Below are 19,710 nucleotides of genomic sequence, written 5' to 3' on the forward strand. Positions count from 1 at the left end.
ATAGTGCCCTGAATCGCTACCCGTGACGCTTGACTGCGGCAAGAAGGCCGTCACTGACCGGCAACAGGGCCGGCAGCAACCGGTCGTCGGCGCGCACGGTGCGGCACAACTCCCGCACGGCGACGGTTTCGGGATCGCGCTGCGCAGGGTCGGCCACCCGGTCGTGCCACAGTGCGTTGTCGAAGGCGACCAGACCGCCGGGGCGCAGCAGGCGCAGCGCCTGTTCGAGATAGTCGCCGTACTCGGTCTTCGTGGCATCGCAGAACACCAGGTCGTAGGCGCCGTCGGTGAGGCGGGGCAGGACCTCGAGCGCCGCGCCGGCGATCAGCCGGGTGCGGTTGGACGCGAAACCGCCCTCGGCGAAGGCCTCACGCGCCAGGCGCTGGTGCTCGGACTCGATGTCCACGGTGGTCAAGACGCCGTCCTCGCGCATTCCGGACAGCAGGTAGAACCCGGACACGCCGACTCCGGTGCCCACCTCGACCACGGTCTTGGCGTCCAGCGCCGCGGCCAGCAGCCGCAGCGCGTGGCCGCCACCCGGACCGATCGGGACCACGCCGACTTCGGCGGCTCGTTGCCGTGCGCGGGTCACGGCCTGTTCCTCGTTCAGGTAGGCCTCCGCATAGGCCCACGACTCCGGCGTTATCGCGGTGGTGCTGCCCGTAGTGATGACGGCCTCCTGCAGGTCTCCGGCGCTGGCGCCGGTGCGTGTGTCAGAACGAAAGCTTAGAGCGTTCCGGTGCGGCGTCGAGAAGGACGCACGCGGAACCTACGAGAGGTGCGGCACGTTATGTGGCCAGTTACGTGGCCCACAGGTACCGGGGGCGTGGGCGTGATCCGTGCGATTGGTACCGGAAGGGGCGATGAGTCACGATGGATACAGTGCTCGTGTCGACGAGCCCTGTCGAGGGAGGTCTGCTCGTGGCGGACGTGGAAGCCGGGGCCGCATGGACCCCGCCGAGCTGGGACGAGATCGTCCGTGAACACTCGGCCCGGGTCTACCGGCTGGCATACCGGCTCACCGGTAATGCCCACGATGCCGAAGACCTCACCCAGGACGTGTTCGTCCGGGTGTTCCGCTCGCTGTCGTCGTACACGCCCGGCACGTTCGAGGGCTGGCTGCACCGCATCACGACCAATCTGTTCCTCGACTCCGTCCGCCGCAAGCAGCGCATCCGCTTCGACGCTCTGGCCGACGACGCCGCCGACCGCCTGCGGGGGCGGGAGCCGACGCCGGAGCACGCGCTGTCCGACCGCATGCTCGACGCGGACATCCACCGCGCCCTCGACGCGTTGCCGCCGGATTTCCGCGCAGCGGTCGTGCTGTGTGACATCGAAGGCCTGTCCTACGAAGAGATCGCCGCCTCCCTCGGCATCAAGCTCGGGACGGTCCGCAGCCGCATCCACCGTGGCCGCGCGCAACTGCGCGCCGCGCTCGACCACCGCGCGCCCGACGACGCCAGCGCCTTGGACACACCAGCACCGCGCGCCGACGGGACCCGCGAACACGGGGAGCCTGCATGAAACATCTCGACGAGCGAGTCAGCGACCTCGTCGACGACCGGCTCGACCACGACGAGCGCGACCGCGCCCTCGTGCACTTGACCGAATGTGCGCAATGCCGCAACGCCGTCGAGGACGAGCGGCACGCCAAGAACGCGCTGCGCTCGCTGCCCGACGTCGCGCCGTCGGCCACCCTGGTCCAGAATCTGCTGGCGCTGGCTGAACCCGGTGACCCGCTGCCGCCGGAGGCTCCGGGCAGTGCCCCGGCCCCGGTGGCCGACTGGCGCACCCGCGAGTCCCACCCGCCGTCCCGGCCGGGCGGGCGACGCCTGCCGCGGCGGGTCCGCACCATGCGGGTCGCGGCGGTGGGGATGTGCACCTCCGGTGCGATGCTGATCCTGCTGGCCGCGCTCGGATCGCCGTCCACCACGTCCGATCCGTCCCCGACGCCGGCCGGCATCGTCCCGCCCGTCGAGGAGTTCACCCTCGAGCACGCCCGCTCCACCGGAGCGCTGCCGTTCGTCGAGCCGGCGTCGCTGCTGGTCCGGCAGGCCGGTTCGCTGGGAGGCGGATGGTGACGCACGGTCCGCGCGCGCAGGGCGTGGCGGGGGGTCTCGCCGCGCTGGTGGCGCCGGTCCTCGTCGTGCCGATGCTGGTCGGTGCGATCGCCGTGTTCGTGCATGTGCCGTCGGCCAAGCCCGTCGGGGCCGGAGACGATTCCTACGCCGTCGAGTTGCTCCGCCAGTCCGCCGCCGCGGGCAGCCAGGTGTCCTACTCGGGCACGCAGTACGTGTCCACCTGGTCGGCGCTGGCGAAATCCGCGGCGTCGACCAGCGCCATCGTTCAAGTCCGGCATGCGGCCGGCGGCCAGACCGAGATCGCGCTGCACGACGACCAGACCGCCATCCTGCAGGGCCGGACGGCGGCGAGCTGGCTGGCCGGCGACGGCCCGGTCGACCTGTTGCTCGACGCCTACGACGTGCGCATGGCCGGCTCCGGCACGGTCGCCGGGCGCCCGACCGACATCGTCGAGGCCCGGCGTGACGACGGCAGCGTGGCGGTGCGGCTGTGGCTGGATCGCGAGACCGCGCTGTCGCTGCGGCGCGAATCGTTCGCCCATGACGGCTACCCGCTCAGTGCCAGCGCGTTCGTCGAGGTGACCATCGGCGGTGCGGGAGCGTGCTGCGACTTCGGCACCACCGACACGTCGTTCGGCACCGACCGCCAGGCCGCGATGCTGCACTGGTCGGACATCGAGCGGCTGCGTGACGAAGGCTGGCACTGCCCGGAGACCTTGTCCAACGGCATGGTGCTGTACGAGGCTCGCCGCGTCGGTGAGGCGATCCAGCTCAGTTACTCCGACGGGGTGATGACGGTCTCGGTGTTCGAGCAGCGCGGCCGGCTCGATCCGCACCAGCTCGAGGGCTACTCGACGGCGGAGGTCGACGGCGGCGTCGTCTACACCCGGCCCGGCCCGCCGGCACGCCTGACCTGGACGTCCGGCGGACATGTCATCACCGTGGTCGCCGAGGCGCCCATGCAAACGGTGGAATCGCTGATCGACAGCCTGCCGCCGGAACAGGTGAGACCACCCCCCAAGCAAGACGACGGCTTCTTCGCCCGGATCGGGCGCGGAGCACAGCGAGTCGGCTCCTGGCTCAACCCGTTCGACTGAGCCGCGAACGATGAAAGAATGTGCCCATGAAGGCGGGCTGGACGAGTCTGGGTGAGTTCACCTCGGCGCGCCGTGCCGGGCACCGACCGTGGGCCGGCGGCGAATGGCGATTCACCACCCCCGTCGAGCGTGCGCCCGCAGCAGCGCCCTTCCTGCAGCGCCCGCGAGAGGAGTCGGCGCCGGATCCGCCGACAGCCACTGCGCAGATCGCCACGCCACCACCGCCGCGGCGCCACCGCGGCAGGCGCGCAGCCGCGCTGTTCCTCGTGGCTGCGTTGGCCGGTGCGGGCGGCGGCATGCTGGCCGAGGGCATCGACGACTCCCGGGCCGGATCGGACTCCGTCACCGTCATCGGGGCCGAAAACTCCCAACTGGTTCAGCGTCCGCCGGACTCCATCGCGGGGGTTGCGGCCAGTGTCCTGCCCAGCGTCGTGTCGGTACGAGCCGCTGACGCCGAAGGATCCGGATTCGTCATCGGCGCCGACGGTTACGTCCTCACCAACAACCACGTGATCGCCGCCGCGGGCGACCAAGCGGTGGACCTGACGCTGTTCGACGGCCGGGAGTTCGAGGCCGAGGTCGTCGGCGCGAGTCCCAGTTACGACCTCGCGGTGTTGCAGATCGACGCCGACGGTCTGCAACCGGTCATGTTCGGCGACTCCGCGTCGGTCGCCGTCGGCGATCCCGTCGTGGCCATCGGCAGCCCGCTCGGCTTGGACGCCACCGTGACCAGCGGCATCGTGTCGGCCGTCGAGCGTCCGGTGACAGCCGGCGACCAGGCCTCGCAGGCCTACATCAACGCACTGCAGACCGATGCGGCCATCAATCCCGGTAACTCCGGTGGCCCGCTGGTCGACACCAACGGGCGCGTCATCGGGGTCACCTCGGCCATCGCCTCGGTGGGCCTGAACGCCAGCGGCAGTATCGGGCTGGGTTTCGCGATCCCGGTCGAGCAGGTCAAACGGACCGCCGAGCAGCTGATCCGCACCGGCGAGGCCGTGTATCCGGTCATGGGCGTCCTGCTCGACAACTCCTACAACGGCCCTGGCGCCCGGGTCGCGGTCGAAGGCGAGGACGGGCCGGGGGTCAGCCCGGGTGGCCCGGCCGACGACGTCGACATCCGTCCCGGTGACGTCATCGTCGCGATCGACGGCGACGAGGTTCGGGGCGCGGCCGAGCTCATCGTGCGCCTGCGCGCTCACGAACCCGGCGACGAAGTCACCGTGGTCGTGGAGCGCGAGGGCGAAAAGCTCGAGTTCACGCTGACCCTCGGTGAAGCCGTCGGGTGACCCGGACATTCCGGCTTCCGGCGCCATGTACGCTTGACTGTCACGATCGCCCGAGTGCTGGGGCCCCACGAAATGAGGAGCTGGAGCGGCGGTGTTCGACATAGGTATCGGCGAGGTGTTCGTCATCCTCGTTGTCGCACTGTTCGTCTTCGGGCCCGACCGGCTGCCCACGATGGCGAAGCAGGCCGCTTCGTTCGTCCGCGATCTGCGCACGATGGTCGCCAACGCCCGGCGCGACCTGTCCAACAGCGTCGGTGACCTGGGCATCGACGAAGAGGACCTGCGCACCCTCTCCGAACTTCGCAACCCCCGCTCGTTCGTGCGCAAGAAGGTCCTCGACGGCGTCGACCTGGGCCTCGACGATCTCGGCCTCGACGACGATCCGAAGCCGCGCAAGAGCGCCGCGCGGAACAACACCACTCAGCGCAACGGCACCAATCAGCGCAACGGCAGTGTCGCGAAGCCCAGCAGCTCGAGTGAGACTCCTGTGGAGGAGTCGCCGCGGTTCGATCCCGAAGCAACCTGAGCGACCTGTCAGATCCGCCCTTTCTGTCGATATGACAGGATGTTGCTGCGCCGTCATGTTGCGGTTACGTCACAGTTGTCGACAAGCGGTTGAACTAGTGATCTAATCAACCGCGTCAGAATGTGCCCCCTCACGCCCCGATGCCCTGAGGAGCCCACCGCCTGTGCCTGCTGGAGAGGTCAGCCGACGCACCCTGGCCGATGAACTGGCCTCGGGCGTCGTCGAGCTCATCCACGAGAACGGGCTCGAACCCGGCGCTCAGATGGACACGGTGCGAGAGTTGGCGCGCCGCTTCGACGTCGCAGTGCCCACGATGCGCGAAGGGTTGCGCCGGCTCGAGGCGATGGGCGTGGTCGTCCTGCGGCACGGGTCGGGGGTGTACGTCGGTGAGAACGTGCGCCGCTCGGTCGTGCACAATCCGCACAGCCAGGTCCTCACCGGTGAGCGGCTGATCGACCTGCTGGAAGCGCGGCGCGTGATCGAGCCGCCCATCGCGGCGACGGCGGCCACCGTGCGCGACCCGGACGGGTGCGCCCGGCTGGCCGCGAAACTCGCCGAGGCCGAGCAGTGCCTCAACGACGCCCGTGACCGGCTGTGGATCGTCAACCTCGACTTTCACCGGGCCTTGGCCCAAGCCGCCGGCAACACGGTCTTGGCCGAGGTCGTGGACTCGATCGTCCTGGTCCACGCCGAGGAACAGAAAGAGATTCTGCGCCTGCACGGCAACGAGTCGGAGGATTTCCAAGAGCATCAACGCATCACCCGCGCCGTGCTCGACGGTGACATCGATGCGGCCTTCCAGGCCACACGCGATCACCTGAGCAACGTCATCGAGGCCATCCGGGCGCGAGATCTGAACGGCGAACAATGACCCGCACCCCATGCATACGAGGTGGTTTCAGGTGAGAATCCGATACAGCGCAACGGTGGCCGGGTTGGCCGCATCGGCGCTCGTTCTGGCCGCGTGTGGCGGCGACGACGAGGACGAGTACGGAAGCGGCGGTGCCGAGGCTCCCGGATCGTTGTCGTTCTACACCGACAAGGCGGCCTGGGAACCACAGTTCCTCCAGGTCTCCGACGTGTCGGAGAACGCGCTCGGACTGACTCTGGACTTCACCGGCTATTCCGAAGCCGACCAGTACTCCGCCTTCATCCGCCAGTCGTTCCGCACCGACGAGAAACCGGACCTGTTCACCTGGCACACCGGCAGTGAGCTCGAGGATCTCGTCGCCGAGGGTCTGGTCGCCCCGACCACCGACATCTGGCAGCAGTCGATCGACGAAGGCAACGTCCCCGGCGACCTTCGCGAACACTTCACCATCGACGGCGAGCAGTACTGCGTGCCGATGAACGCCGCCTACTGGGTGATGTACTACAACACGAAGGTCTTCGCCGAGCACGACATCAAGGAACCGACCACCTGGGATGAGCTGGTCGCGGCCGCCGACAAGCTCGTCGCGGCCGGGCAGACGCCGTTCTACGAGACGAACATCCTGTTCTCCTTCGTCTGGTTCCAGACCCTGCTGGCCGGCACCGACCCCGAGCTCTACGCCGCGCTGTCGTCGGGAGAGGCCAGCTACACCGACGCCGGCGTCGTGGACGTGATGAACCGGTGGCGCGAGATGCACGAGAAGGGCTACTTCGGCGACCCCGGTGACCAGACCGAGCCGCAGGTCCAGCTGAAGAACGGCACCGTGGCGATGATCAACTTCGGGACGTTCCTGAGCGGCCAGTTGAACAGCGTCGACATGGTCTCGGGCACCGATTACGACTTCTTCATCATCCCCAAGGTCAACCCCGACCTGGAACAGACCCCGCTGATCTTCGAGACCGGCCCGATCTGCACGGCCGAAGAGGCCCAGAACCGTGACTTGGCGCTGCAGTACGCCTCGTGGTGGATGACCGAAGAGGCCCAGACCACGTGGGCCAACGCCCGCGGTGACGTGTCGTTCAACCCGAAGGCTCTGATCAACGACGAGCAGCTCGCCTCGCTGAACCAGGAGGCCGGCACCGACGGCTACCAGCTGCTGGAGCGCTACTTCGAGGCCACGCCCACGCCGGTGCTGACCGCCGCGCTCGACGAGTTCAGCGCCTTCGTGACCAACCCCGGTGACCCGATGCCGCACCTGGAGACCATCCAGGCCGAGGCAGAGGCGTACTGGAGTGACCAGGGCTGAGAGACCCACGATCGACGATGACGGGGACTAGCGTCGCCCCCCGCGAGCGGGGTGCGTCCTATCAGTGGTCGGCACGCGCGTTCGGGTTGCCCGCGGTACTGGTCGTCGCGGTGTTGCTGTACCTGCCGTTCGTGTGGACGTCGGTGATCAGCTTCACCGAGTACAACGGCCTGGGCTCACCCGAGTGGGTGGGCCTGGCCAACTACCGCGAGATGTTCGACGACCCGAACTTCCTCACGTCGCTGCGCAACACGCTGCTGTGGGTCGTGGGCACCATCACGATCCCGGTCGGGCTGGGCCTGCTCATCGCGGTCATGACCTACGACATGCGGTTCGGGGTGTGGTTCCGGCTGCCGTTCCTGATCACGTACGCGGTCTCACCGGTCGCGGTCGGCGTGGTGTGGAGCTTCGTCCTGCAGAACGGCGGCGGGCTCAGCCAGGTGCTCGAGGCGTTCGGGCTGCCCGGCGCGGAGAACCGCTGGCTGCTGGACGAGCCGATGAACACCCTGGTCATGATCGGCGCCTGGGCCTGGCAGCAGACCGGCGTCAACGCTTTGCTGTTCGTGATCGGCCTGCAGTCCATCCCCAAGGAACCGCTCGAGGCGGCCAAGATGGACGGCGCTGCTGGCTGGCGGCTGTTCCGGCACATGCTCTGGCCGATGCTGCGGCCGCTGACCACCGTTGTCGTCGGCCTGGCCCTGGTGGCCAGCCTGAAGACCTTCGACATCGTCATGGCCATGACCGAAGGCGGGCCCGGGCGCTCGTCGGAGACCCTGGCCTTGACGATGTACCGCGAGGCGTTCGTCAACAGCGCCTACGGCATGGGGTCGGCGGTCGCGCTGTTCCTGAGCGTCGTGACGTTCATCGCGGCCATCACGTACCTGCGCCGCCAGCTCTCCCCGCGGCACGAGTGGTGAGGTCGATGTCGATGTCCCGGGTGATCCGGCCGGTCGTGCTGACCATTCTCGGCGTGATCTGGCTCGCCCCGCTGTATCTGTTGCTGGTCAACGCCGCCAAGCCGGCGGCTGAGTACGCCTCGGACGCGGTGTGGCGGCCGATCGCCGAGTTCGCCCTGGTCGACAACATCGTCGACGCGTGGGAGCGCGCCGGGCTCGGCGAAGCGGTGCTGAGCACCGTGATCTACAGCATCGCCGGGCCGGCCGTGGCCGTGCTGATCGGGGCCGCCATCGGCTATGCCATCGTGGCGTTGAGGCTCAAGCACGGCTTCTTCTGGTTCGTGCTGGTCTTCGGCGGGACGGTGTTCCCGCTGCAGATGATCATCCTGCCGCTGTTCGTCGGCTACGCCGAGGTCGGGCTGTTCGACACTCGGCTGGGCATGATCGCGGTCTATGCCGCCATCAGTGTGCCCTTCTCGGCGTTGGTCATGCGGAATTTCCTCGGCGGTATCGCGCACCAGGTGTTCGAGGCTGCGGTGATGGACGGCGCCACGACGTGGCGGATCTTCTGGCGGATCTATCTGCCGATGTCGCGCAGTGCGCTGGTGGCGGTGTTCATCCTGCAGGCCACGTTCGTCTGGAACGACCTGCTACTCGGCCTGGCGTTGAGCCAGTCCGGCGACGTGCGTCCGCTCATGACCGCGCTGACCAGCATGCAGAGCACGTACGGCGGGTCCCAGCTGCCCACGGTCCTGGCCGGCGGGCTGCTGGTGTCGCTTCCGACGGTCGTGCTGTTCCTGTCCACACAGCGATTCTTCACTCGAGGTCTGAACCTCGGGCAGTTCTGAGGAGGCCCACCGATGACGAGAGTGTCCGTGGTCACCGGAGGCGCCGCCGGTATCGGGCTGGCGACGGTGGAGCGCCTGGCGGGCGACGGCGACGTGGTCGTGGCACTGGACCGCGACAGCGAGAAGCTGGTCGAGCTCGAACGGCGCGGCCAGGAGGCGGGGTGGACCATCGTGCCGATGACCCTCGACGTCGCCTCCGACGAGGCGGTCGAGCGGTGCGCCGCCGAGTTGGCCGAGCGGTTCGAGAGCATCGACACCTTGGTGTGTGCCGCGGGCATCCAGCGGTACGGCACGGTCGAAGAGACCAGCATGGCGCTGTTCGACGAGGTCGTCGGGGTGAATTTCCGGGCGGTGTTCGCCGTGTGCCACTGGTTGATGCCGCTGCTGCGCGCCGAGGGCGGCGGGTCCGTGGTGGTCGTGTCCTCGGTGCAGGCCTACGCCACCCAGACCCGGGTCGCCGCGTACTCGGCCACGAAGGGCGCCTTGCTGTCGCTGGTCAAGGCGATGGCCGTGGACCACGCCGCTGACGGCGTGCGGGTCAACGCCGTCTGCCCGGCCTCGGTGGACACCCCGATGCTGCGCTGGGCCGCGGACAAGTTCGGTGGCGGCCGGCCCAACGACGAGATCGTCGCCGAGTGGGGCCGCACGCACCCGATCGGGCGGGTGGCCCGGCCCTCGGAGGTGGCCGACGCCATCGCTTACCTCGCGAGTCCGCAGGCGAGCTTCATCACCGGCGCCGACCTGCGCGTCGACGGGGGCGTCATCTCTTCCCTCGGTGTCCCGCTGCCGGATGCGAGCCCGGGGGAGAGCTGAGGGCATGCACATCGTCGATGTCCGCGCGACCACGGTCACCGTTCCGCTGCATGCGCCGCTGCGCCACAGCAACGGCGCGCACTGGGGCCGGTTCGTCCGCACCGTCGTGGAAGTCGAAGCGGACAACGGGCTGATCGGGCTGGGCGAGATGGGTGGCGGCGGGCAAAGCGCCGAGGCCGCGGTGCGCGGCCTGCGCGACTACCTCGTCGGCCACGATCCGGCCCGGACCGAGGTGCTGCGGTTCATGCTGGCCAACCCGACGGCCAGCCTGTACAACAACCGCACGCAGCTGCTGGCGGCCATCGAGTTCGCCTGCCTCGACTTGCAGGGCCGCCACCTCGGCGTCCCCGTGCACGAGCTGCTGGGCGGGCGGGTGCGCGACCGGGTGCCGTTCGCCAGCTACCTGTTCTTTCGCTACCCGGGACCCGACGGCAGCGGCGAGGTCCGCACGCCTGATCAACTCGTCGAGCACGCCCGCGAGCTCAAGACCCAGCACGGGTTCAACGTCCACAAGCTCAAGGGCGGCGTGTTCGCGCCGGAGTACGAGCTGGCCTGCTACCGCGCCCTGGCCGAGGCGTTTCCGCACGACCGGCTACGCCACGACCCGAACGCCGCGTTGTCGCCCGAGCAGGGCATCCGCTTCGCCAGGGCCATCGAAGACCTCCACAACGACTACTTCGAAGACCCGACGTACGGCCTGAACGGCCTGCGCCGCGTGCGCGAGCGCACCACGGTGCCCATCGCCACGAACACCGTGGTGGTCAACTTCGAGCAACTGGCGGCGAACGTGCGCGACCCCGCCGCCGACGTCATCCTGCTGGACACGACGTTCTGGGGTGGCATCCGGGCGTGTGTGCGTGCCGCCGGGGTCTGCGAGACCTTCCAACTCGGGGTGGCCGTGCACTCGTCGGGCGAGCTCGGCATTCAGCTGGCCACCATGCTGCATCTCGGCGCGGTCGTGCCGAACCTGTCGTTCGCCGCCGACGCGCACTACCACCATCTGACCGACGACGTGATCGACGGCGGCAAGCTCATCTACCGCGACGGCGCGATAGACGTCCCGTCGGCCCCCGGGCTCGGCGTGACGTTGAACCGCGACAAGCTCGCCGAGTATGCCGAGCTGTACCGAGAGCTCGGCGGCTATCCGTATGACCGCGACCCGGGCCGTCCCGGGTGGTTCCCGTTGCTGCCCAACGCCGATTGGGCCGACCCGGCCGCGTCCGGCCCGGTCGATCTGCCGTTGAGGTGAGGACCGCCATGCCTGCCATCCCGACCGTGGACGACTTCGAGAGCGACGTCGTCACCCAGCGATTCGACGACATGGTCAACCCGCCCGGGCTGACCAACTTCCTCGGCGCGGCCCAAATCGACCACGACATCACCGGCATTCGAAGCGTCAACATCGCGCCGTACTCGCACGGCGACACGATCACCGGGGTGCTCTCGCTCGACGGGCGGCTGTTCCGGTCCTTCGGCGTGCCGGTCTCGATGCGCTGGCGCCCCGACCGGGTCACCCGGTGGACCCAGGTGGGCGAGCTGGCGATCACCACCACGACCGTCATGCCGCGCGAGATCGCGGGCGTCGTGGTGAACATCGAGGTCACGAACACCTCCGAGCATGCCCGGCAGGTGTGCCTGGGGCTGTCGGTCGCCTCGACCGTCACGCGTGCGGCGGACGGGTGGCGTGAGCCGTCACCGCCCGCGGAGGCCAACGACCTGCAGGCCGGGCCCGGCCGCGCGGCGGTGATCGGGCGCGCCCGCACGTCGGCAGCGGTCACGGTGCAAGGCGTGGACGTGGGCGGCGCCCGGGTCCGCGATCGGGTCATCGAGGTCGACGCGCGCATCGATCCAGGTCAGACCTACCGGTTCGGATTCGTGCACGTCACCGACGGCAACGACGACGGCGCGCTGGCGGCCTTCGACACCGCCGCCGCGGACGTCCCGGGGCTCGTCGAGGCGGCGCACACGGCGTGGAACCGCACCCTGCGCGCCGCGTTCACCCCGGGCAACGACGAGTTCAGCGGCCACCTGCCCGTGCTCGAAACCAGCAACGCCGCGCTGCGGCGGCTGTACTGGTGGGGCGCCATGGGCACGATCTGGTTCCGCCGCGACAACCCCGCCAGCGTGCTCGGGCGCGTCTACGACACGCTGATGCCCAGATATTGGCAGACCACGACGTTCATCTGGGACTTCAGCCTCAGCTCGATGGTGCACGCGCTGCTGGACCCGGTGCCGATGCGACGCCAGATCGAGCATTGGATCGCCCTGGACATTCACCGGCATTTCGGCACCGAATGGCTCACCGGCGGGCCGGCCGGGTACTGGTACTCGGTCAACGACTACGCCATGACCCGGCTGGTCCGCGACTACGTCCGCTGGAACGGCACGGCCGGGTTCCTCGACGTCGAACTGGCCGCCTCCGACGGCCCCCGCCGTACCGTGGCCGAGCACCTGCGTGAGTGGGCGACAGCCTGGGAGGGGTTCCGGCGCGAGCACGCCCTGGCCGACTACGGCGACATCGACAATCTGCTCGAGTGCGTCAGCTCCTACGTGCACGAGGTGGCCTCGCTGAACGCGGCGAACGTGTGGTGCATGCGGGTGGCCGCCGATGTCGCCGAGCTGCGCGACGACGCCGAGGCGGCGAAAGACCTGCGTGCCCGGGCGGATGCGCTGCTGACCGAGGTGCAACAGCTCTACGTCGAGGGCCGCGGATTCTGGCACGCCCGCCAGCCCGACGGCCGGATGGTGCCGGTCCGCCACTGCTACGACTTCACCACGGTCGGCATGACCGTGGGACGTGACCTGCCCCAGCAGCGACGAGCCGAGATGGTCGACTTCTTCGTGCGCGAGCTGCGTACGCCGTCGTGGATGCGGGCGTTGTCCGCCTACGACGACGACGCGAGCTACAGCGTGCGCCCGGACCATCAATGGAACGGCGCGTACCCGGCGTGGCCGGCTGAAGCCGGGCGGGCGCTGATCGAGCTCGGCCGGGCCGACGTCGTCGCGGACTGGCTGCCGGGACTGGCCCGCACCGCCAACCAGGGCCCGCCCGGGCAGGCGCATTTCGTCGAGGAGGCCGCCGAACCCGTCAACGGCGGCGCTCGAAAGTCACCGCCGCAGTTTCCGTACCTCATCGACTGGGCCTGCTCGTCGGCCGGGTCGTGGGCGGCGCTGGTGGTCGAGGGGCTGTTCGGCGTGTCAGCAGAGTTGGACGGCTCGGTGTCGGCCGCGCCGCAGCTGGCTGGTATCGACCCCGAGGCGCGGCTGCGCAACGTCCGTGTGGGCGATCGCCTGGTGGACGTCGACGCGGCCGGTGTTGTCTCATGATCGCTCGCGAGAGGTGATCATGAGTTGCCTGTGGCGCGTGTTCGGCTCTCCGGCGCTGGCGATCATGAGGCGGTTGCGGCGTTGTGGGGCCGTAGGTGCCTCATGATCTTCGTCAGCCGGCGGGGGAGAGCCCCAGCGACATCCCGGCCAGGCCGCGCTGCCGGTGCGACAGGCGGTGCGCGATGTCGCGCAGCGCCACCGCGGCCGGAGCATCCGGTTCGCTGATGGTCAGCGGCTTGCCTTCGTCGCCGCCTTCACGCATGTGGACGTCCAGCGGGACCTCGCCGAGCAGCGGGACCGTGGCGCCGAGCCGGCGCGACAGACCGTCGGCGACGCGCTGGCCGCCGCCGGAGCCGAACACGTCGAGGCGGTGCTCGGACCCGCAGTGCGGGCAGGGCATGAACGACATGTTCTCGATGACCCCGGCGACCTGCTGGTGGGTCTGGATGGCGATGGAGCCGGCGCGCTCGGCCACCTCGGCCGCGGCCAGCTGCGGTGTGGTGACGACGACGAGCTCGGCATTGGGCAGCAACTGCGCCAGCGAGATGGCGACGTCGCCGGTGCCAGGAGGCAGGTCGAGCAGGAGGATGTCGAGGTCGCCCCAGAACACGTCGGTCAGGAACTGCTGCAGGGCGCGGTGCAGCATGGGCCCGCGCCACGCCACCGGGGTGTCGCGGTCGGGCTTGAACATCTCGGTGGAGATCAGCTTCAGGTCGTGCGCGGGGATCGGCATGATCATCTGGTCGACGACCGTCGGCCGGGAACCGTCGACACCGAGCATGCGCGGCGCGGAGTGCCCGTAGATGTCGGCGTCGACCAGACCCACCGAGACCCCGTCGGCGGCCATGGCAGCGGCCAGGTTGGCGGTGACCGACGACTTGCCGACGCCGCCCTTGCCGGAGGCGATCGCGTATACGCGGGTCAGCGAGTCGGGCTTGGCGAACGGGATCTCCTTCTCGGCCGCACCGCCCCGAAGGCGCTGGGACAGCTCCTGGCGCTGCTCGTCGGACATCACGTCGAGCTTGACGTCGACCGAGGTGGAGCCGTGCAGTGCCATGACCGCGGCGGTGACGTCGCGGGTGATCGTGTCCTTCAGCGGGCAGCCGGCGATGGTGAGATAGACCTCGACGGTGACCGCGCCGTCCGGAGCGACGTCGACCGACTTCACCATGCCGAGCTCGGTGATCGGCCGCTTGATCTCGGGATCCTTGACGCCGGCGAGGGCAGCCTGGACGTCGTCGACAGATGGCAGCGGGCTCATACCTCGATGCTACGTCGCTAGGATGTGCACACCATGACAGGCACCCAGGGAACCGATCAGCGGGTCACACCAGAGCAGCTCGACGTGTGGCGGCTGTTCCTGCGTGTGCACTCCCGCGTCATCCGCCGGCTCGAGGCCGACCTGCTGGAGCAGCACGGGCTGCCACTGGCGTGGTACGACGTGCTGGCGCGGCTGCTCGAGGCCGACGACCAACGGTTGCGGATGAGCGAGCTGGCGGACCGGGTCATGCTCTCGCCCAGCGGCCTGACCAGGCTGGTCGACCGGATGGCCGAAGACGGCCTGGTACAGCGGATCCAAGCTGACGGTGACGGCCGCGGCTTCTACGCCGTGCTGACCCAGGCCGGCTACGACCGGCTGCGCGAGACCAGCGGCACGCACCTGCGCGGCATCCGCGACTACGTCGTCGGCCGCTTCGACGACGACGAGCTGAGGACGGTCGCCGAACTGCTGCAGCGCATCGAGAACTAGCCGCTGGAGATCACCGGGTTCCAGGCGCCGGTCACCACGGCGAGAGTCACGGCGACGGCGGTGAGCACGAACGAGCCGGCCAGCATCGCCACGTCGCCACGGTCGATGGGCCGGTACCGGGCGGAGGTCCGGGTGGCCGAGGCGTCGAAACCCCGAGCGTCCATCGCGACCGCCAGCGCGGTGCCTCGGCGCACGGCGCCCACGAGCAGCGCGAACACGCGACCGGCGAACACCTGCACCGCGGTGACCGGGTTGCGGTCGCCACCGAAGCCGCGGGCCCGGCGTGCTCGCCCGAGGACGTCCCATTCGGCGGCCATGATCGGCGCCAGGCGGAACGCGGCCAGCGACCCGTAGGCGAACCTGGCCGGCACCTTCAGGTGGCGGACCAGCGAGTCGGCGAGGTCGACCGGATCGATCGTCAACACGGCGAGCACGCCGGGCAGTGCGATCGCGGCGATGCGCACCCCCGCGGCCAGGCCGATGGCGACGCTGTCCGTCGTGATCAGCACCGGGCCGGCGTCGATGAGTTCGGCACCACCCTTGCGGTCGGTGAACACCGCGTTCCCGGCCGTGACCATGACCACCGCGAGCGCCAGCGGCCAGGCGCGGCGCAGCAGGCCGGACCACCGCACCCCCCAGGCCGGGACGCTGAGCACCGCAGCGGTGAGCACGATGCCCGCCGACACCGGATCGACACTGCCCAGCAGGGCCAGGGCCGGCACGAGCGCGGCGCCCAGCTTCACCAGCGCGTCGCGCCGGGCCAGGGGCGCGGCGGTGTTCACCGTGAGACTCGTCTGCAACAGGGTCATGGCGACAACTTCCCGTCAGCCACCTCGACGCGGCGGTCGCCCAGCGCGTCGGCGAACGTTTCGTCGTGGGTCACAGCGACCAACGCGGCTCCCTCGTCGCGCAGGTCGACACACAGCTGCAGCAGCTCCGACCAGGTCCGGGCGTCCTGACCGAAGGTCGGCTCGTCGAGAATCAGCAGGTCCGGAGCTGTCGCGAGGACGGCGGCCACCGACAGGCGCCGTTTTTCACCGCCGGACAGCGTGAACGGATTGGCCTCGGCCAACCGGTCGAGCCGGAGCCGGGCCAGTAGGTCGTCCGCGCGCCGAGCGGCGGCGTCCCGGTCGATCCCGGCGCGTTTCGGTCCGATCAGCAGTTCCTGCCGGGCGGTGCGGGTGACGAACTGGTGCTCCGGCTCCTGGAAGACCGTGCCCACACGCCGGCACAGGTCGCGGGCGCGCCAAGCGTGCAGCGGCGTGGCGGGCGAGTCCAGCAGCCGGGCGGCGCCGGTGTCCGGGCGCAACAGGCCCGCCAGCACCATCGCCAGGGTGGACTTGCCGCTGCCGTTCGCGCCGGTGACGACCACGGCCTCGCCGCGCCGGACGGTGAGGTCGGCTTCGTGCAGCGCGGCCCGCTCGGTGTGGGGGTAGGTCACGCTGACCTCGTTCGCAGCGAGCAAGGGGTCGCCGCCGGGGCCGGGCCGATACGCCGGCGGCGGGCGTCCCCACGGCGCCGGCACCCACACGCCGTCGCGTTCGAGATCCCGGCCGCGCCGGGCGAACACGTCGCCCGGCGCGCCGTCGTCGGCCACGCCGCCGCCGGGAGCGAGCACCACGACCCGGTCGACGAGCTCGACGACCTCGTCGACGCGGTGCTCCACGATCAGCAGGGTCGAGCCGGCCTCGTCGAGCGCGCGCTCCAAGGTGCCGAGGACGGTCGTTCGCCCCGGCGGGTCGAGATTGGCCGTGGGCTCGTCGAGGACGAGCACGCTCGGACGTCGTACCAGAGCGCCGGCCAGGGCCAGGCGTTGCTGCTCACCGCCGGACAGCGCCGCGGTGGGCCGGTCGCGGCCGTAACCGAACCCGACCTGAGCCAGCGCTGCGTCCACGCGCGGCCAGATCTCGTCGGCCGGCACTCCGGCGTTCTCGAGCCCGAACGCCACGTCGTCCCCGGACCGCGACATGACCAAGGACGTCTCGGGGTCCTGCTGGAGCATGCCGATCCGGTCGCGGGCCGCCTCGGCCGGCTGCCCGTCCACCAGGATCTCGCCTTCGGTCTCGGCGGCGGTCTCGGGGTCGAGCAGCCCGGCGACCCCGCGCAGCAACGTGGACTTGCCCGCGCCGGATCCGCCCATCAGCAGCACCCGTTCACCGGCCTCGATGTCGAGGTCGACCCCCCGGCATGCCCAGGCCCGCCGCCCGGCGTAGCGCCAGCCCCAGCTGCGCAGGCTCACCCGCGCGCCGCGCAGGGTCCGCCCCATCAGATCTCGCCCTGGGTCCGCCCGGCAGCGAACGGCGCCAGCGCGCCCGTGCGAGCCAACGCGCGCACCAGCACGTAGCCCAGCACGCCGGCCACGACCGTGCCGGTCGCCACGGCGCACAGCACGTAGACGACCTTCCAGTCCCAGGCGTAGGGCGCGATCGACGACACCGTCGCCTCGTACAGGCCCATCGCCAGCCCCGCTCCCGCGCCGGCCAGGATCGCCGGAACGAATCCCCAGCGCCGGTAGAACAGCAGCGCGAACACGAGTTCGGCGCCGAGGCCTTGCCACACACCCGACATGAACACGGCCAGGCCCCACGCCGAGCCGAAGAACATCGAAATCGTGGACGCGACGACCTCGGTGAACAGGGCGGCACCGGGCTTGCGCACCACCAGCCCGCCCACCACGGCCGGCATCAGCCACACCCCGGCGATCAACGGCGCGGCCGGGGAGCTGGCCAGCGGGGCGCTGATGGTGGGGTAGACGAGGTTGTTCCATGCGGCGAACAGCACGCCGAACGCGGCGGCTAACACGGAAGCCACGACGATGTCGACGGTGCGCCATCCCCAGCGCCGTCGCGGCGACGCGCTGGTCTCGGATCGGCTCATGTGTCTGCTGCTCCTCTCGCTGGACGACAGAGGAGCACCTGCATTCGAAAACAGCGCATCCGTGGGCTCGAGGGCCCCGGACACACTGCGGTGCGAAGAGTATCGACTCCCTGCGCCGGCATGATCCGGATCAGGTTCGAGGGTCTGCGGGATGTCCCGCACTCTCAGCGCTGCAGCGCTCCCCTGTCGTGGGTATGAAGTTGTCCTGGCTGCCTAGGCTAGCACCGGGTATGCTCCGTCGCGGCGGTCGTGCGGACCGCGCCCAACCGTTTGAGCCGATTCGAACGAGGTCGACCACCCATGCCGAAGGCTGTTCGCCGCCTGGCCGCAGTGGGCGTCGCCGTCGGATTGGCCGCTACGGCCACGGCGTGCAGCATCGGCCCCGAGCACCGCTCGGTGGCACCACTGGCGCAGATCTCCGTGAGCAACGCGGCCGCCCAGAACGGCATCGCCGAGCTGGAACCGGCCACGGCCCTGAAGAAGACCATCGCCGCGATGGAGGCCACCGGGTCGTACCGGGTCAGCGGCACCACGACCAGCGGTAAGGCCATCGACATCACGTTCGACGTCGGGGTCGGCTCGGTCGGCACGATCAACACCGGCAATCCGATGCAGATCCTGGCCGCCGACGGCTCGGTGTTCGTCAGTGGCGACGCCGACTCCATGTCGGCCCTCGTGGGAGCCGACGCCGACGAGACGATCGCCGGCAAGTGGATACACATCACTCCGGACTCCGAATCCGGCTTCGACATCTTCGCCGACGGCGCCACTTTCGCCCAGGCGGTCCTCGGCGCCGGCGCACCATCGGAGATGACCGGCGTCGCCGAAGTGGACGGACGCCTGGCCGTCGGCCTGCTGTTCCCGGAGACCGGCGCGACGCTGTGGGTGGCCGCCATCGGCGAGCCCCTGCCACTGCGCTTCGAAGAGAAGGGCGCCTCGGCCGGGAAAGGGATCCTGACCTTCACCGACTTCGGCGAGCCGGTCGAGATCCAGCCGCCGACCGACGACGAGTTGCTCGACGTCGAAGACCTTCCGGCGGAGTAGCTGCGCTACCTGGACGCCGTCGTGCGTCATAATCATCCATTGTGGAACTAGTGGGTTCGGTTGCCGTGGGGCTCACCAGCCTGTTCGGGCGGGTTCGCGCGGACGGGTTGCACCACCTACCGGCACAGGGCCCAGCCATCGTGGCCGTCAATCACACCACCATCGCCGACGTTCCGCCGGTTCTGGCCACGTTGCACCGCGCCGGACTACGGCCCAGCGTTCCCTGCGGCCGGGCGTCGTGTGGCGTCGACCACGCACACATCCGGTTCATGGCGTCATCGATGGTGTTCGAGAACCCGCTCATCGGGCCGCTGGCTCGGCAGGCGGGCATGATCGAGGTGGGGGTGCGCCAGGCCGGTGCCGCGGCTCTCCGCGCGGCACGCGAAGCGCTCGGCCGCGGCGAAGTCGTGGGCATCTATCCCGAAGGCGACGTGTCGGCCACCGAGGACGGCTCACCGCGCCGGTTCCGCTTCGGCGTGGGGCGGCTGGCCAGCGAGACCGGTGTCCCGGTGGTGCCCGTAGCTCATCACGACGCCCGCCGCATCGGCTCCGGCTCCACGGCACGCAGCCTGGGCGGGGCGCTGACGTCCATCGTGCGCCGCCCGACCGTCCGGCTGCGGGTCGGGCCTCCGATTCTCGGCGAAGAGTACGCGGGGTTGCCGCTGCGTGACGTCGTCAACTTGATCCAGGATCGGGTGGTCGACGTGTGGCGCACCGTAGCCGGAAATTCGGTGTGCTGCTCCGATGAGCGACACTAGAGTCGGCACAGGCCGTGCTAAGCGGGCCCGGAAGGAGGCGCGCGAGTGAACACGCTGGTCCTCAATGCCTCCTATGAGCCGCTCTCCGTGGTGTCGGTGAAGCGAGCCGTGGTCCTCGTGCTCACCGAGAAGGCGGTCATGGAGCACGCCGACTCCGCGAAACTCATCCGGTCGGCCACCCGCGAGCTGCCCACGCCGCTGGTGGTGCGGTTGCTGCGCTTCGTGCG

Annotated in this window: 20 protein-coding genes, 1 pseudogene and 1 riboswitch; of the genes and pseudogenes, 16 read left to right on the plus strand and 5 right to left on the minus strand. The window is 69.8% G+C overall.

The genetic code is table 11. The features are described 5' to 3' along the window. Positions 1-16: 16 nt before the first annotated feature. On the minus strand, positions 17-646 hold the full coding sequence (locus M6444_RS20350; protein WP_298331645.1) for an O-methyltransferase: 630 nt from the start codon (positions 644-646) through the stop codon (positions 17-19). A 227-nt stretch (positions 647-873) separates the two neighbouring features. Here M6444_RS20350 and sigE point away from each other — a divergent pair, with 227 nt between their 5' ends. From sigE to M6444_RS20410, 12 genes are all read left to right on the plus strand, one after another. Then, on the plus strand, positions 874-1,524 hold the full coding sequence (gene sigE, locus M6444_RS20355; protein WP_298331600.1) for an RNA polymerase sigma factor SigE: 651 nt from the start codon (positions 874-876) through the stop codon (positions 1,522-1,524). Beyond that, positions 1,521-2,081: a zf-HC2 domain-containing protein gene (locus tag M6444_RS20360; protein WP_298331602.1), complete on the plus strand. Its 561-nt coding sequence runs from the start codon at positions 1,521-1,523 to the stop codon at positions 2,079-2,081. The genes sigE and M6444_RS20360 overlap by 4 nt, the downstream gene beginning before the upstream one ends. Further along, positions 2,075-3,178 (plus strand): sigma-E factor regulatory protein RseB domain-containing protein, encoded by a 1,104-nt coding sequence (locus tag M6444_RS20365; RefSeq protein WP_298331604.1) that lies wholly within the window; start codon positions 2,075-2,077, stop codon positions 3,176-3,178. Before M6444_RS20360 ends, M6444_RS20365 begins: the two co-directional genes overlap by 7 nt. A gap of 26 nt (positions 3,179-3,204) precedes the next feature. Next, complete coding sequence (locus M6444_RS20370) at positions 3,205-4,467, plus strand: trypsin-like peptidase domain-containing protein (RefSeq protein ID WP_298331606.1); 1,263 nt, start codon at positions 3,205-3,207, stop codon at positions 4,465-4,467. A 91-nt stretch (positions 4,468-4,558) separates the two neighbouring features. Next, positions 4,559-4,993, plus strand: a complete 435-nt coding sequence (gene tatB / locus M6444_RS20375) for a Sec-independent protein translocase protein TatB (protein WP_298331608.1) — start codon at positions 4,559-4,561, stop codon at positions 4,991-4,993. 163 nt (positions 4,994-5,156) lie between these two features. Next, a complete protein-coding gene (locus M6444_RS20380) occupies positions 5,157-5,864 on the plus strand; it encodes a FadR/GntR family transcriptional regulator (RefSeq protein WP_298331610.1) in 708 nt (235 codons plus the stop codon). A 31-nt stretch (positions 5,865-5,895) separates the two neighbouring features. Continuing rightward, entirely contained in the window at positions 5,896-7,170 is a 1,275-nt protein-coding gene (locus tag M6444_RS20385; RefSeq protein WP_298331612.1) for an extracellular solute-binding protein, read from the plus strand. A 17-nt stretch (positions 7,171-7,187) separates the two neighbouring features. Then, positions 7,188-8,087, plus strand: a complete 900-nt coding sequence (locus M6444_RS20390) for a sugar ABC transporter permease (protein WP_298331614.1) — start codon at positions 7,188-7,190, stop codon at positions 8,085-8,087. An 11-nt stretch (positions 8,088-8,098) separates the two neighbouring features. Further along, the gene (locus M6444_RS20395; RefSeq protein WP_298331616.1) at positions 8,099-8,914 is read left to right on the plus strand and encodes a carbohydrate ABC transporter permease; all 816 of its coding nucleotides are present in this window, start codon (positions 8,099-8,101) and stop codon (positions 8,912-8,914) included. 12 nt (positions 8,915-8,926) lie between these two features. Beyond that, positions 8,927-9,727: an SDR family oxidoreductase gene (locus M6444_RS20400; protein ID WP_298331618.1), complete on the plus strand. Its 801-nt coding sequence runs from the start codon at positions 8,927-8,929 to the stop codon at positions 9,725-9,727. 4 nt (positions 9,728-9,731) lie between these two features. Next, the gene (locus M6444_RS20405) at positions 9,732-10,976 is read left to right on the plus strand and encodes an enolase C-terminal domain-like protein (protein WP_298331620.1); all 1,245 of its coding nucleotides are present in this window, start codon (positions 9,732-9,734) and stop codon (positions 10,974-10,976) included. A gap of 8 nt (positions 10,977-10,984) precedes the next feature. Further along, positions 10,985-13,054, plus strand: a complete 2,070-nt coding sequence (locus M6444_RS20410; RefSeq protein WP_298331622.1) for a hypothetical protein — start codon at positions 10,985-10,987, stop codon at positions 13,052-13,054. A gap of 112 nt (positions 13,055-13,166) precedes the next feature. Here M6444_RS20410 and M6444_RS20415 read toward each other — a convergent pair whose 3' ends face one another. Then, positions 13,167-14,306: a P-loop NTPase gene (locus M6444_RS20415; RefSeq protein WP_363326445.1), complete on the minus strand. Its 1,140-nt coding sequence runs from the start codon at positions 14,304-14,306 to the stop codon at positions 13,167-13,169. Positions 14,307-14,348: 42 nt separating this feature from the next. Here M6444_RS20415 and M6444_RS20420 point away from each other — a divergent pair, with 42 nt between their 5' ends. Then, entirely contained in the window at positions 14,349-14,804 is a 456-nt protein-coding gene (locus tag M6444_RS20420; protein WP_298331628.1) for a MarR family transcriptional regulator, read from the plus strand. Here M6444_RS20420 and M6444_RS20425 read toward each other — a convergent pair. Genes M6444_RS20425 through M6444_RS20435 form a run of 3 tightly spaced genes read right to left on the minus strand, consistent with a single transcriptional unit; the run spans position 14,801 to position 17,681 of the window. Continuing rightward, entirely contained in the window at positions 14,801-15,613 is an 813-nt protein-coding gene (locus M6444_RS20425) for an energy-coupling factor transporter transmembrane component T (RefSeq protein ID WP_298331631.1), read from the minus strand. The genes M6444_RS20420 and M6444_RS20425 overlap by 4 nt on opposite strands. After that, on the minus strand, positions 15,610-17,070 hold the full coding sequence (locus M6444_RS20430) for an ABC transporter ATP-binding protein (RefSeq protein ID WP_298331633.1): 1,461 nt from the start codon (positions 17,068-17,070) through the stop codon (positions 15,610-15,612). Before M6444_RS20430 ends, M6444_RS20425 begins: the two co-directional genes overlap by 4 nt. After that, positions 17,070-17,681 carry an ECF transporter S component gene (locus tag M6444_RS20435; RefSeq protein ID WP_298331636.1) on the minus strand — a complete coding sequence of 204 codons (612 nt, stop codon included), beginning with the start codon at positions 17,679-17,681 and terminating at the stop codon, positions 17,070-17,072. The genes M6444_RS20430 and M6444_RS20435 overlap by 1 nt, the downstream gene beginning before the upstream one ends. Positions 17,682-17,771: 90 nt before the next feature. Continuing rightward, positions 17,772-17,876: riboswitch (TPP riboswitch) on the minus strand. Between the two features lie 105 nt (positions 17,877-17,981). Here M6444_RS20435 and M6444_RS20440 point away from each other — a divergent pair. From M6444_RS20440 to M6444_RS20450, 3 genes and pseudogenes are all read left to right on the plus strand, one after another. Continuing rightward, a complete protein-coding gene (locus M6444_RS20440; protein WP_298331639.1) occupies positions 17,982-18,725 on the plus strand; it encodes a hypothetical protein in 744 nt (247 codons plus the stop codon). Between the two features lie 41 nt (positions 18,726-18,766). Then, on the plus strand, positions 18,767-19,483 hold the full coding sequence (locus M6444_RS20445; protein ID WP_298331641.1) for a lysophospholipid acyltransferase family protein: 717 nt from the start codon (positions 18,767-18,769) through the stop codon (positions 19,481-19,483). A 45-nt stretch (positions 19,484-19,528) separates the two neighbouring features. Further along, positions 19,529-19,710: pseudogene (locus M6444_RS20450) on the plus strand (HNH endonuclease); the annotation flags it as partial.

Origin of the sequence: Haloactinopolyspora sp. (assembly GCF_027324685.1) — a bacterium.
In the GTDB taxonomy this organism is placed as follows: Bacteria; Actinomycetota; Actinomycetes; order Jiangellales; family Jiangellaceae; genus Haloactinopolyspora.